15 protein-coding genes are annotated in these 12,585 nt (G+C 65.7%); 8 read left to right on the top strand and 7 right to left on the bottom strand.

Features of this window, described 5'->3' with window-relative positions; genetic code table 11:
* The first annotated feature begins 2 nt into the window (after nt 1-2).
* A complete protein-coding gene (locus tag AB0B25_RS16725) occupies nt 3-764 on the top strand; it encodes an isocitrate lyase/phosphoenolpyruvate mutase family protein (RefSeq protein ID WP_357179708.1) in 762 nt (253 codons plus the stop codon).
* A gap of 1,918 nt (nt 765-2,682) precedes the next feature.
* Here the strand turns inward: AB0B25_RS16725 and AB0B25_RS16720 are convergent.
* Nucleotides 2,683-2,928, bottom strand: coding sequence for a Smr/MutS family protein (locus tag AB0B25_RS16720; protein ID WP_357179705.1), 246 nt, complete (start codon nt 2,926-2,928; stop codon nt 2,683-2,685).
* Between the two features lie 417 nt (nt 2,929-3,345).
* On the opposite strand from AB0B25_RS16720, the gene AB0B25_RS16715 reads away from it, so the two are divergent.
* The gene (locus AB0B25_RS16715; RefSeq protein ID WP_357179702.1) at nt 3,346-4,425 is read left to right on the top strand and encodes a hypothetical protein; all 1,080 of its coding nucleotides are present in this window, start codon (nt 3,346-3,348) and stop codon (nt 4,423-4,425) included.
* Here the strand turns inward: AB0B25_RS16715 and AB0B25_RS16710 are convergent.
* The gene (locus AB0B25_RS16710) at nt 4,422-4,898 is read right to left on the bottom strand and encodes a DUF6194 family protein (protein WP_357179699.1); all 477 of its coding nucleotides are present in this window, start codon (nt 4,896-4,898) and stop codon (nt 4,422-4,424) included. The genes AB0B25_RS16715 and AB0B25_RS16710 overlap by 4 nt on opposite strands.
* A 63-nt stretch (nt 4,899-4,961) precedes the next feature.
* On the opposite strand from AB0B25_RS16710, the gene AB0B25_RS16705 reads away from it, so the two are divergent.
* Complete coding sequence (locus tag AB0B25_RS16705; protein ID WP_357179696.1) at nt 4,962-5,681, top strand: MerR family transcriptional regulator; 720 nt, start codon at nt 4,962-4,964, stop codon at nt 5,679-5,681.
* Between the two features lie 132 nt (nt 5,682-5,813).
* Here AB0B25_RS16705 and AB0B25_RS16700 read toward each other — a convergent pair whose 3' ends face one another.
* From AB0B25_RS16700 to AB0B25_RS16690, 3 genes are read right to left on the bottom strand one after another with little or no spacing between them, the layout of a single operon-like run.
* Entirely contained in the window at nt 5,814-6,020 is a 207-nt protein-coding gene (locus AB0B25_RS16700; protein ID WP_357179693.1) for a hypothetical protein, read from the bottom strand.
* Nucleotides 6,010-6,204, bottom strand: a complete 195-nt coding sequence (locus tag AB0B25_RS16695; RefSeq protein WP_357179690.1) for a hypothetical protein — start codon at nt 6,202-6,204, stop codon at nt 6,010-6,012. Before AB0B25_RS16695 ends, AB0B25_RS16700 begins: the two co-directional genes overlap by 11 nt.
* Nucleotides 6,201-6,458 (bottom strand): hypothetical protein, encoded by a 258-nt coding sequence (locus tag AB0B25_RS16690; protein WP_357179687.1) that lies wholly within the window; start codon nt 6,456-6,458, stop codon nt 6,201-6,203. Before AB0B25_RS16690 ends, AB0B25_RS16695 begins: the two co-directional genes overlap by 4 nt.
* Before the next feature lie 187 nt (nt 6,459-6,645).
* Between AB0B25_RS16690 and AB0B25_RS16685 the strand changes: the two genes are divergently transcribed.
* The 4 genes from AB0B25_RS16685 (at nt 6,646) to AB0B25_RS16670 (ending at nt 10,600) form a co-directional block, all read left to right on the top strand.
* A complete protein-coding gene (locus AB0B25_RS16685) occupies nt 6,646-7,392 on the top strand; it encodes a helix-turn-helix transcriptional regulator (protein ID WP_357179685.1) in 747 nt (248 codons plus the stop codon).
* Between the two features lie 128 nt (nt 7,393-7,520).
* Nucleotides 7,521-8,525, top strand: coding sequence for an ABC transporter ATP-binding protein (locus AB0B25_RS16680; RefSeq protein ID WP_357179683.1), 1,005 nt, complete (start codon nt 7,521-7,523; stop codon nt 8,523-8,525).
* Nucleotides 8,525-9,286 carry an ABC transporter permease gene (locus AB0B25_RS16675; RefSeq protein WP_357179680.1) on the top strand — a complete coding sequence of 254 codons (762 nt, stop codon included), beginning with the start codon at nt 8,525-8,527 and terminating at the stop codon, nt 9,284-9,286. The genes AB0B25_RS16680 and AB0B25_RS16675 overlap by 1 nt, the downstream gene beginning before the upstream one ends.
* A 522-nt stretch (nt 9,287-9,808) precedes the next feature.
* Nucleotides 9,809-10,600, top strand: coding sequence for an adenylate/guanylate cyclase domain-containing protein (locus AB0B25_RS16670; protein ID WP_357179988.1), 792 nt, complete (start codon nt 9,809-9,811; stop codon nt 10,598-10,600).
* On the opposite strand, the gene AB0B25_RS16665 is transcribed toward AB0B25_RS16670, so the two are convergent.
* Complete coding sequence (locus tag AB0B25_RS16665; protein WP_357179677.1) at nt 10,597-10,764, bottom strand: hypothetical protein; 168 nt, start codon at nt 10,762-10,764, stop codon at nt 10,597-10,599. The genes AB0B25_RS16670 and AB0B25_RS16665 overlap by 4 nt on opposite strands.
* Before the next feature lie 76 nt (nt 10,765-10,840).
* Nucleotides 10,841-11,806 (bottom strand): helix-turn-helix domain-containing protein, encoded by a 966-nt coding sequence (locus AB0B25_RS16660; protein WP_357179675.1) that lies wholly within the window; start codon nt 11,804-11,806, stop codon nt 10,841-10,843.
* 98 nt (nt 11,807-11,904) lie between these two features.
* On the opposite strand from AB0B25_RS16660, the gene AB0B25_RS16655 reads away from it, so the two are divergent.
* The gene (locus AB0B25_RS16655; RefSeq protein WP_357179672.1) at nt 11,905-12,495 is read left to right on the top strand and encodes a DJ-1/PfpI family protein; all 591 of its coding nucleotides are present in this window, start codon (nt 11,905-11,907) and stop codon (nt 12,493-12,495) included.
* The last annotated feature ends 90 nt before the right edge of the window (nt 12,496-12,585 follow it).

Genomic DNA, 12,585 nt, shown 5'->3' with positions numbered 1-12,585 from the left:
CGATGTCGGATCAGGCTGGCAAGGCAGAACTGCTTCGGTCACTGCATATCCCAGGCGCTCCGCTGGTGCTGCCGAACGCCTGGGATGTGGGTAGCGCCCGCGCCGTCGTCGCCGCGGGCTTCCCGGTGGTAGCGACCGCGAGCAACGCGATCGCCGCTGCTCTGGGCTACGACGACGGAGAGGGCGCTCCGAGCGAGGAGATGATGTTCGTCGCCCGACGTATCGCTGCCGCTGTCGACGTCCCGGTAACTGTCGACGCCGAGGCCGGCTATGGAATGGGGCCGCGGGAGCTGGTCGAACTGCTCAGCAGTATCGGAGCCGTCGGCTGCAACATCGAGGACAGCGATCACGCCGCTGGCGGCCTGATCGACGTCGATATTCGCGCCACCTACATCGCGCAGATGCGTGCGGCCGCCGACGGTATCGGGGTGCCGCTGGTCATCAACGCCCGGGTGGACTCTTTCTTCCCCACCTCGCCGCTGGCCGAGACTCGAAAGCGTGCTGATGCGATCACCAGGGCTGCGGCGTATTGGTCGGCCGGCGCCGATTGTGTGTTTCTTCCCGGAGCCGGGCCGCAGGACCTCCGCGCTATCGTCGCCGAGGTAGGCGCACCGGTGAACGCTGGTCTTGCGCTGAAAGGCGGGTCGCTCGACGAGCTTCGTGCCATCGGCGTGTCCCGGGTCTCGGTGGGGCCCCAACTCTACCGCAGCGCACTCGACCACCTGCACTCCGATTTCCAGTCTCTGTTCGAGACACGGAAGTGACGGGCCAACTCGACTTCTCCTACAAGCCGACGTTCCACGAACCTCGTCGGCCGCCGGCAGACTCGTTATAGCTCGCACCCTTGCTGTGGTTCGCGGTATTTGCGGGTCGTTGTCCGACACAATGTTTCGGTGAATCGGCGTCAGGAACCTCGCTTGCCGAGCCATGGGCTGTCGCTCGCGCTATCTTCATGCCGGTCGCACCGTGGTGGTCGAACAGGGCACTGGCTTTGTTGCTGCTGAGGCACACCGGCAGCGGGTAGAGCGCGATTCCGCGGAAACCCGACATCTGCTGCGCGTTGCGAAGGATGGGTAACTCCTCCACGTCGTCGACGAATATCGGAAGGGTGTTCGCTCGGACCGCAGTGCGATATGCGCTCACATAGCTGGCCCCGAGAATGTCCCGAATTGTCGATGGGACGTCGTTGTGGTGGCCATTGCGCGACCGTGGGAAGAGGGGTCGCGGCGCTCTCGAAAAGGTCCGTGAATTGCGTGATGATCGAGGTGACTTCGTCGTCGACAAGGTGGTGGTACTGCTGGAGGGCATACCGGGTTATTCGGCCGGCCGCAAACAGGCCGTTCGCATGGAGCTTGTACTCCGGCCCGGGAATATGGATGTACAGGTCTGTGCGTATCCCGTACCGGTCGGCCAATGCAGCAAGTGCGATCATCGTTCTTCCGAGACGGGCGACCACCTCCGGTACATAGATTTGCGTTTCGCCGCGCTCGATCTCCACAATCCGATTTGCCGGCTGCGTGGGCAACATGCAGGGCCGTTCCACGACCGTCGGCTCCCCGCGTCGATCGTAAGCGCGCAATCCCGGGCCCGCCGAACAGGCATACACCGGATACTGCCGTGAGACGGTCGACGTCTTCCACCGCCGATGGTTCGCCGACCTGGCGCACATGCAGGTGGGTGCGGGCGTCCGGGGGGCGAGGAGGGTGCCGCGGACAAAGGACAGCGATCCCAACTCGACCCCGCCGCTGGTCGTGAAGAGGCCGTTCAGATGGCTGTCAAATATGCGAACGATCTTCCGCAGGGGCCTCGATCGTGCTGGTGGCAGCACAGTTTCCGGACCGAAAATCAGATCGCCGCTATGTTTTCCGTAAGGTGGATTCGACGCGCTGTGGTGGCGTTGCGCAGTTCATGACTTCAGCACGGGATCGATACCCGCATATTCGGCGATCACGTATCGGCCGGTGAATCTTTCGACTGCGGTCAAGTCCGTATGTTCCTCTCGTGCAACCGCTCCATGCTTCGCGCGGCATTGTGCGCGGCCACCGGCCCACATCGATGGAATGTGTTTCGTCGCAGCGAACGTCGATCTGCGCGTGCCGAGGTTGTCGACTTGCGCAATCTCCGCTTGCCGCATCCGGGGCACGGGTCGCCCCGTACCCTCCGGTCGGTCGGTTGATTCTGTCGCTGGCGCGCGGGACCGGAGCAGTGGGGAAATCCCTATATTTGCGGCAGATTCGCGGTGACTTCTGGCATCGGGTTCGTTTCGCGGTGAAGCATTGGCGCGGTAACGACCGACAGCGCGGAGAGTGCGGGTGTTGCGCGGCATCGCTGCTCGGCTCGCTCCGGCAGGTATTCCAGATTTCACGGGAGCGATCAACGAACCGTGAACGGATCCTGGTGAGGGTCACGCGTATTCATCGAACGAACTCGCAGCACCTACTGACGAGGCAGATCTCTACATGACGGCGTCAGGCGCGATATCGATATCCACGCGCGCGCAATCGAACTCGAGGCGGATGCTCGACACAGCCCTCGTCGCCGTATCCCGGCAAACCCGTCAGCACCCCAGGCCATGAATCGGTGTATTGCCCAGCAGTAACGGCAGACAGACGGTTGCTCGGATTCGCCGCGCGACTAGATGTGCAGATCCGCTCGGCGACGCGCTCGCGTCGCGGGCGCGGCCTACTGGAAGTACACGAGGACGCGGCCGGAGTTGTTCGGGTCGGGCTCTCGGCGCGCGTACAGCTTCTTGATGTGCTTCTGATCGAGGAAAGACAGGACGCGGCTTTGCAGCTGCCCTGAGCCCTTACCGGGGATGATCTCGGCGACGGGTGCGCCGGACCGGGCGGCCCTGACCAGGAATTGCCGCATGGCCACATCGATATCACGGTTGTTACGGAAGATTGGATGCAGATCCAAACTGAGCACAGGTAGACACCCTTCGACGTTTGTCAAGCGTGAATTCAGCCTAGGTACGGCCTCGGCCGCTGCCAAGGGATCGTCCGTGCCACCAGTGGGAGCACACCGGACAGATCGCCCATCCGGATACGGTGCGCGAATCAGCCGACGGGCGACCCTCGCCGCAGCGGGGGCGGCGGTGGTCGGCCCAGCGACGCGCTGACGCCACAATTCCGGAATGTCATCGATTCAGACATGTGTTCGTTGCTCACGAGGGTCCCTGCCAGTGCTTTCGACGATGCTCGCGACGGCGCACCGGTTCGGATTCGCGGTGCGCGCCAACCCGCCTGCCCACTTCGACAAGTTCCTGATCGAGTGTGCCCTCCATCACCTCCGAGCTCGGCGCAGTCATACAGATGAATTGCAGCACAACGAGTCTGGTGTGCTATGCACCCGCTTGCTGCGTTAAGGTGCAGCGTCTTCGCAGTGGGCACAATCTGCCTCCGACATCCAGAGGAGCTCATGGTCTTCCGCGCTGAGGCGGCACGACTCCGCCGACGTACCGCGCCCCGGCTCGCCGCCGCGCTCGCCGCTGCCACGACTTGGACGGCCGGCGGTGCTGCTTCTGCTCTCGCCGACCCGATCGCGGACGCGATTCCGATCGGGGTGGAGGCGAGTTACATGGTCTTCGATCGCACTACCGGCACTGTGCGCGTGCAATTCGACGAGCACAAGCAATACCGGGCCGCCTCGGTGGTCAAACTGCTGATCGCGCTCGACTACCTGGAATCGCATGATCCACAAGCCCTGTCGCCCGACGCGGTGTCCCGGCTGCAAGCGATGCTGCGCTCCAGCGACGACGACGCCGCCAGCTACCTGTGGGTCGAGAACGGGTGGGACGAGATCGTCGAACGGATGGTCGCGAAGCTCGGCTTGACCGACACCATGCCGCCGGCCGACCGCGGGATGTGGGGCTACACGGCGATCAGCGCCGCCGACGTAGTGACGATCTACCGCTATATCCTCGATTCCGCCGGTCCGGCGGTCCGCGATTTCATCATGGGAAACCTGCACGAATCGACGCGATGCGGCATGGACGGATTCGACCAGTCCTTCGGCCTCGCTCGGGCCCTCGGCAGACCCATCAGCGTCAAACAGGGCTGGTCCGGCTTCGGTGACGCACCCGATCCCGACAACATCTGCGCACCCGAAGACCCGAAACCGCCGATTCCGTCCGAAGCTGTGGACGTCGCCGCCACGAGTCCGATCCTGCGCGGCCGTGACGGCATCGGTACCGACCGGGGCGACCTCGACCCCGCCCCGTCCGGCGCACCCGCGATCGACCTCGGCAAGCGAGCGATGCACACCACCGGCACGGTCGGCGAACACGACGAGAAGATCGTCGTTCTACTGACCCTCGAACCAACCGGAACCCCGTGGGATGTCTCATCCCAGCGCACCACCTTGCTCACCAAGGCCATCGATATCGCGCACTGGAGTGAGATAACCGATCTGGGCTCGCCTTAGCGTCCGCTCGTCGCCCCAGCACGTCGCTCATAGCGTGCGCGAGCGAGGTCATACGCTTTGTGCAGCAGTTCTCGGGTTGTCGTGTCGGTGTGCTCGGCCGGGTTCACTACCGCGAGCCAGCCGGCGGAACCGTAGACGGGGTGTGCGATCACGGTGTCGGTAACGCTGGGGTCGACGTCGTCGGCTGTTTCGCGCGGCGCACGACCGGTCCACTGGATGAACGATTCCTTGCCTGCCGCGACGTTGACCCGGAACGCCGCTGGGCGGTCCAGCCGCGACTTCTCGTCGCCCGGGTAGTTCTTCGTGACGATCGTCGCGAAGGGCTGTGTCGTGGTCGGCGCGACACCGTTCGGTGCGTAGTAGAAGAACGTATCGCCCCAGCTGATCTCGGGTGAGCCGTCGTCGGGTCCCGGCGTGACGGTCAGGACTCCGTCGAGGGCGGCTACGAGGGCGATGATCTCGTCGATGGTCATGTTCTCCAGCGTTTCATTAAGGTGCTTGTGGAGACTTCAGGCCGGATATCGAGGGATGGAAGGGTGTCAACTCTCAACTCTTCGCTACGCACTGTCGATGTCGCGCGCGGCGCCGGATACTCCGTGCAGCAGGTACGCAACCTCGAGCGCGACGGTGTCCTACCGCCGGCGATGCGCACATCCGCGGGCTACCGCCGGTACGGAGAGATCCACCTACGGTCCGCGCTGGCCTATCGAGCGCTGGCCGTCGGCGTCGGTCCGCTCGCGGCCAAGCGGATCGTTCGCGCCGCACATGAGCGCCCGATCGCACAGCTGCTCGCCCTGCTCGATGCGGCACACGCCGGGCTCGACCGCGAGCGTAGGGACCTCGCGCTGGCCAAGCAGGCGGCCGAGGTGATTGCCACCGAGCCGATCGACGACGTACGTCCATCGGACTCGATGGGCGTGTCCGAACTCGCCGCCGCGCTCGGGGTGCGCCCGTCGACGTTGCGGCACTGGAACGCCGAGGGGCTCGTTGTCCCTGATCGGGTCGCCGCGCAAGGAACGCGACGCTACGCGCCCGCCCAGGTTCGGGACGCACGGATAGTCCACCAACTACGCAGCGCCGGATACCGCATCGACACCCTCCGGACCTTGATGCCGAATCTGCCGCGCGGGCGCCGATCCGAAGACATCGACGCCGCGCTGACCGTGCGAGACGCGAGCATCACGGCTCGCTCGCATGCTCTTCTCGACGCCGCCGCCGCGCTCAGCGCCCTGATCGTGCTCGTCGCTGCGCCCTGACCGTACGAATCGGACGCGACACGATCCGGCTCGAGTTCCGGGACAGCCGAATGCATGCCCGTCCCCACGTTCAACTGCCGCGTAGTCAGCGGCTCACCCGTGACGAGGACACTGAGCAACATCATCCGAGAACTACTGAGCGCCATCGGTTTCCTTCGCCGACATGCGCAAAGCGTCGCGTACCCGTTCCAGCAATTCCAGGGAGTTGCCGTTGTCGGCCCTTCGGAACAGCTCGGCGTTTTCCGCTGGGGTGAGCGGCCAGCCGTCAGCGCCGATGATCGACAACTCGCCGTCGATGTGGCTCTGACGAATGCCGATGGGCTCGTTGTCACTCGCCATGGTCGGCCCCGTCCCCTGAACCGGAGATGTAGGCCGATGCCGAGAGGTATTGCAGGCAGTCCGGACCGTGGTCGGCGTGCAGGTCGGCGACGAACTGCGCCTGGTCGAGCGAGCGGAATGTGGGCTCGGTGTAGCACTTGCGGTGGAAGTATCGCCATTGTTCGGTGTCGGCGAGGGTGGTCATCGGATCCTCGCTGGGACAAAGTGTTGGGCTGCGATGAGCACATCCATGGCGGCACGTTTGGCCGCGCAGTTGTCGGCGTCGCAGTTGATGAGGTCCTGCATGACCTCGTGCGCTTGCTGGAGGCTGTAGAGCTTTTCGGGTGCGGCGTGGCAACCGCCGAGGTGGTCTAAGGCGTATGGCAGGCCGACGAAGATCACCCAGTCCAAGAAGAATATCGCTGCGACGGCGATCAAAAGTGTGACGTGTTCGGACATCTCGTAACCCCCTGGCGCTGTGTGGTGTGGTTGGTAGGCACCCGACGCCGGGGAGATCGACGCTCGGCCCGGCATCGGGGCCGTATGAAGAGTCCGCCGACAGAACGTGTCCGCGCGATGACGGAAGCGGCGTCAATCCACCGCTATTCATGGCGACATTTAGGCGTCAAAGAGTTATCGTGGCGGCATGGCATCCGCACCGAACACGGCTCTGCGCGCGGCCAGGAACGCGCGCCTGATGAGCCAGGACGACCTTGCGCGGGCACTCCGGGAAGCGGGATGCGCCAGCGCCACCAAACGCCTTGTGCAGCGCTGGGAATCGGGGCTCACCACCAACCCGCGGCCGATGCACGCGCGAGCACTGGAGAAGGTCATGCGGCTACCGATCGAGTCCCTGGGGTTCGGCGCGGTGATGGCCGGCCGAAGCCTTTCCGGCCGGGAGGACGGAACTGTGGTCGACTCGGCTATCGGCGAAGTCGCGCCAGAGCAGTTCGCCGCCGCGCGGCGTCCGAGGACACCGGGCAACTACTCGGGGATTTGGCTGTCTCGGTATGAGTACTACTCGAGCGGCAGGGACGCCACGTTCACGGCCGTGCATCACGTCGTGGTGTTGCAGCACGACAACCGCCTGACGGTTCGCAGCCTGCCGAACTCGGCGCAGTCGTCCATGGAGATGGACCTGACCGTGGACGGGCACGTCGCCACGGGCACATGGAGCGAGCACACTGCCCAGAACGGCTACTATCGCGGCGCCTATTACCACGGCGCGATTCAACTGTTGATCGAGCTGACCGGCGCTCGTATGGCCGGGAAGTGGGTGGGGTTCGGCAAGAACTTCGAGATCAACTCCGGTCCGTGGGAACTGGTTTTGCAGGACTCCTCGACGTCCAAGGCTGCGATCGAGGCATACGACCGACCGCCCGACGTGGTCTGACCAGCGAAGCGTGCACCTCCCGTACGGGCTTGTACCCATGTGGACCCCACTCCGTCATCCTCGAGGATGACCGAACCCAGCACTTTGTAGGGACGCGCGCGCCGGCGTCGTACGGAATGCTGGACAGCATGATCGAGCTGAAAGGCCTGACCAAGCATTACGGGCAGACCGTCGCGGTCCAGGATTTGAGCTTCACCGTTCGGCCAGGACAGGTGACCGGGTTCCTGGGCCCGAACGGTGCGGGTAAATCGACCACCATGCGGATGATCCTCGGACTGGACAAGCCCACAGCGGGCACCGCCCTGATCGACGGCAAGCCGTATCACAAACTGGACCATCCGCTCCGTGCCGTCGGTGCGCTGCTGGACGCCAAGTGGGTGCATCCGAACCGGTCGGCTCGCGCTCACCTGGAGTGGATGGCCGCCTCCAACGACATCGCCAAGTCCCGGGTGGAGGAGGTGTTGCGGCTGGTCGGCCTCTCCGAGGTGGCCGGCAAGGCCGCGGGCGGATTCTCCCTCGGTATGTCGCAGCGGCTCGGGTTGGCCGGCGCGCTGCTCGGCGACCCGCAGGTGCTGTTGTTCGACGAGCCGGTCAACGGCCTCGATCCGGAAGGCATCCTCTGGATCCGCCGTTTTATGCAGCGACTGGCCACCGAGGGCCGCACGGTGCTGGTCTCCAGCCATTTGCTCTCGGAGATGGCACAGACTGCCGAGCATCTTGTGGTGATCGGCCGCGGCAGGCTCATCTCGGACTCGACCACGCAGGAATTCATCGAGCGGGCTTCGGAGCAGTCGGTGCGGGTGCGCAGCCCGCAGCTCGACCAGCTGCGCAGTCTGCTCACCTCGAATGGGATGACCGTCCGCGAGGACGGCTCGGGCCAGGACGGTCCTGCGCTGGTCGTGGCGGGCGTGCTCAGCGATGCGGTCGGCAAGCTGGCGGGTGCGAACGACATCACGCTTTACGAGCTGGCTCCGCAGCGTGCCTCGCTGGAGGAAGCGTTCATGCGGATGACCGGCGGCGCCGTGCAGTACCACGGTGCGGGCTTCGATCCGACGGGAGCGCCGGACCCGGCGGCGACAGCCGGCGCCACGCAAGGCACTGAGCACTACACAGCGATGGGAGGTGCGCTCTGATGGGCGTGCTGGCTGCGGAACGAATCAAACTCACCTCGACCAGGTCGCCGTGGTGGTGCTCGGCGATCGTCGTCGTCCTCGCACTCGGCATGGCCGCGCTGCTCGCCTCGGTGGCGCGCGCGTCCTATGGCGAGCAGGGCGCGTTCGACCTGACCATCTCGGCTGCCGCGACCGGGGTCAGCGGTTTCGGCGTGATGGTCCTGATGATCATGGCGACACTCACCGTGACCAGCGAATACCGCTTCGGAATCATCCGTACGACCTTCCAGGCCACCCCGCATCGAGGCAAGGTGATCGCGACCAAGGCCGGGCTGGTCGGGGTGTACGGCGCCGTGCTGACGATCGTCCTGGTGCTGCTGGCCTACCTGGTCGCCAAGGCGCTCGGTGGTCCAGCCGCGGGCGCGACCCTGGCCTTGTCGAGTCCGGCCGAGTGGCGTGAGGTCTACGGCACCTCGATCTATGCCTTCCTGTGCATCGTCCTCGCGGTCGGCGTCGGCGTGCTGGTGCGGCAGTCCGCCGCCGCGATCTCGCTGATCGTGCTGTGGCCGCTGCTCATCGAGACCCTGCTCGGGGCGTTCGGCAGCTTCGGTCGCAATGTCACCCCGTTCCTGCCGTTCGCGAACGCGAGCCACTTCTACAGTGCCGCCGAGACCTCGGCCAACTGGAAGTGGGGGCCGTGGGGCAGCTTGCTGTATTTCGCCGTATTTGTCGCGATCGTATTCGGTGTGGCGATTGTCTCGGTGAATCAGCGCGACGCCTAGCGCGCAGCTTCCCGAGTGCCTTCCCTCGCCACTCGGGTTGCGGGGCGCCGACCTTGTCGGGAGGTTCGCGCGTCCCTTCGACCGGCCCGTCACTGCCCGGCGGACGGTGCGGTTATCGGCCCGGTGCGACCTCGTCGCGCCGGGCCGATCATGCTTTCACCGGGACCGCGCTCGTGCACGGTCGTTGTGAACATCGAGGAAACTGTGTATCTCGTCGCTACCACGGTCCGCGCCGGCCCCGTAGCATCGAGGCGGCAACTAGCTCGTTATCCACGCCGGGCCCGGTGATGTGCTCGCTGGAGTGTGCTCCGGAGGTGGCAGATGGCGATGATCGGTAGTCTGCCGACGTCAAGTCGGCTGAGATACGCTCGGGATGTGAGTGAAACACCTTCCGGTGGCGCTGAACCCGGGGTGGGGCCGGAAGGCAATGGTGACGAAGGCAGTGCTGACGTCCCGCCTGAGGTTGTCATTCCGTTGGCGCCGTCCGAAGAGTCCGATTCGCGCAGCCGTTCCTTCGCGGGTGTGCCTCGCGGCCAGCTCGCGGCGTTGCGGAACGCGGCAGGTCAGCGGACGGACCTGGTCGGTGTATTACGCAAGGCCAGAGAACAATTGCCGGGTGACCCGGCTTTCGGTGACCCGTTGTCGGTGTCGGGTCCCGGCGGTGCGCGCGCGGTCGCACGGGCCGCGGACAGACTGGTGGGTGACACGCCGAGCGCGGCTCGCGAAATCGGTTTCGGTGCTCTGCAGGTGTGGCAGGCGATGCTGGAACGGGTCGGCCGCGGAAAAGGTAGCCAAGAGATAACTATTATGTTCACCGACCTCGTGGCCTTCTCCAGTTGGTCGCTGTCGGCGGGGGATGAGGCGACCCTCGAATTGCTGCGGCGGGTAGCCACGGCCATCGAACCGCCGATCGCCGAGCGCGGCGGGCAAGTTGTCAAGCGCATGGGCGACGGTGTGATGGCGGTTTTCCCGTCCGCGGACCGAGCGGTGCGCGCCGCGGTGAGCGCCAAGCACAATTTGGCCGACCTGCAGGTGCGCGGCTATCGGCCGGAAATGCGGATCGGCCTGCACACCGGCTCGCCACGCGAGATCGGCGGTGACTGGCTCGGCGTGGACGTGACGATCGCGGCTCGGGTCATGGAGGCGGGCGGCGACGGCAACACCATGGTGTCCGATGCGACGCTGCGTGCGTTGCGGCCCGAGACGCTGGCGGATCTGGGTTTCGAGGTCAGGCCGTACCGCCGCGGTTTCTTCGCGCCGCCGCTCCAGGGGGTCCCGGCGGACCTGCGCATATTCCGGCTGTCGGCGAGCTAGCCGAGCCACCAGGCGAGGGCGCCACCCGCCGCGAGGACGGCGCAGGCCGCGAGCGCGATGGCGAGGGGTCGGGCGGTCTTCCAGGTGGAGTAGGCGCCGCCGAGGAGGAAGCCGGCCAAGGCGAACAGCACGATCACAGTGACGTCGGTGGGCACCGTGCTCATCTTGCTCCACGTCCGCTCGCTCGCCGTGCCGTGGGTGGTCACCACCAGCGGCGTTCGAGGTACGGGGTTCGGCGGGTCAGTCTCGTTCGCGAGTCTCCTTGTCGTCCGAAGGCATCTCGTGGAAGGTCATCCGATAGGACCTGGGGGTGGTGCCGACGTGCCGGGCGAAGTGGTAGCGCAGGGTCTCGATCGATCCGAAACCTGTTGTGTGGGCGATTCTTTCCACCGGGAGGTCGGTTGTCTCGAGTAGCTCCCTGGCACGTTGTAGGCGTCGGTCGAGCAGCCATCGCGCGGGGGTGGTGCCGGTCTGTGCGCGAAAGCGCCGCGACAGGCTGCGGGTGCTCATGGCCGCGCGGGCGGCGATGTCGGCGATGGTCATCGGTGTATCCAGATTGTCCTGCATCCACTGCAGAGCCGGGCCGAGGTCATCGATGTCGCCGACGGGGTCTCGGTGCTCGATGAACTGTGCTTGACCACCCGCCCGCTGCGGCGGCATCACGATCTTGCGCGCCGTATCCGCCGCCACTGCCGCACCGCGGTCGCGCCGCACCATGTGCAGGCACAGGTCCAAACCCGCCGCGACGCCCGCCGAGGTCAGGATCTGCCCGTCGTCGACGAACAGAACCGAAGGATCCACCTCCACCGCCGGATGGGCCTCGGCCAGTTGACCGGCGAGCAGCCAGTGGGTTGTCGCTCTCCGCCCGTCCAACAGCCCCGCGGCCGCCAGGGCGAACGCTCCGGTGCAGATCGACGCCACTCGCGCACCCCTGGACGCCGCTTCACGCAATAGCCGCATGGTCCGCGGGTGGGGGGCCCGGTCCGGATCGGCGCCCGCAACGATCACCGTGTCGGCATCGCGCGCGTCGTCCAAGCGGTAACGCGAGGTGATACGAAAGACCTCTTGGTCTGCGGCGGTCGCGGTCACGCTGCGCTCGGCGCAGACCCGGACTTCGTAGCCGGGCGCGACCGCGAAGACCTGACACGGAATGGCCAGCTCTAAGCCGACAACGCCATCGGTGGCCAGAACCGCGACGACATGCATGGCCAAATCCTACGTATTAGTGGCGATTGCGCCACTGTTCGGCCACGCCGATGGTCGACATACTCAGTTTGCCCGCAACACTTCTCGGAGGATTCCGCATGACGCTTCGTGTACACACCGTGCTCTACGACGGTGTCGAGGACCAAGACTTCATCGGTCCGGTCGCCGCCTTGAGCATCGCCGAAGACGTACGACAGACCTTCGTCACCGCTGACGGCTCCGGCACTGTGCACACTTCCGCCGGTCTCGAGATCCTGGTGCGCTCCCGATGGGCTCCGCAGTCCGCCGACCTGATCCTGGTGCCCGGCGGCGGTTACGGCGAAGGATCGTCTGTGGACTCTCAGATTCGCCGCGGCGTGCTTCCCCGGGCGCTGGCCGATGCCCAGCGCCCCGGTGTGATCACCGCCGCGGTGTGCACCGGAACCATGCTGCTGTCCGCGGCGGGAATCACCGTCGGACGGCCCTGCACCACGCATCACATCGCCCAGGAAGACCTCCGGGCGCAAGGCGCAACCGTGGTCAAGGGCCGTGTCGTCGACGACGGCGACCTGGTCACCTCCGCGGGCGTCACCTCCGGCATCGACCTCGGCCTGTGGCTCACCGAGCGGCTCTTCGGCGCCGAAGCCGCTCAGGTCGCCGAAGAAGTGCTCGAACACGAACGACGCGGCACCGTCTGGCGGTCCGCCTAGACGAGTGATTCCTAATCGGTTCGGGGCGTGAGGGCTCGAGTTTTGGCATGGCGGAGGGTATCGACGTCGGTTTGTGAAGACAGACCTCGA

Origin of the sequence: Nocardia sp. NPDC049190, from assembly GCF_040648115.1 — a bacterium.
Classification (GTDB): domain Bacteria; phylum Actinomycetota; class Actinomycetes; order Mycobacteriales; family Mycobacteriaceae; genus Nocardia.
The sequence above is the reverse complement of the archived record's forward strand: the minus strand, read 5'-3'. Positions and strand labels throughout refer to the sequence as shown.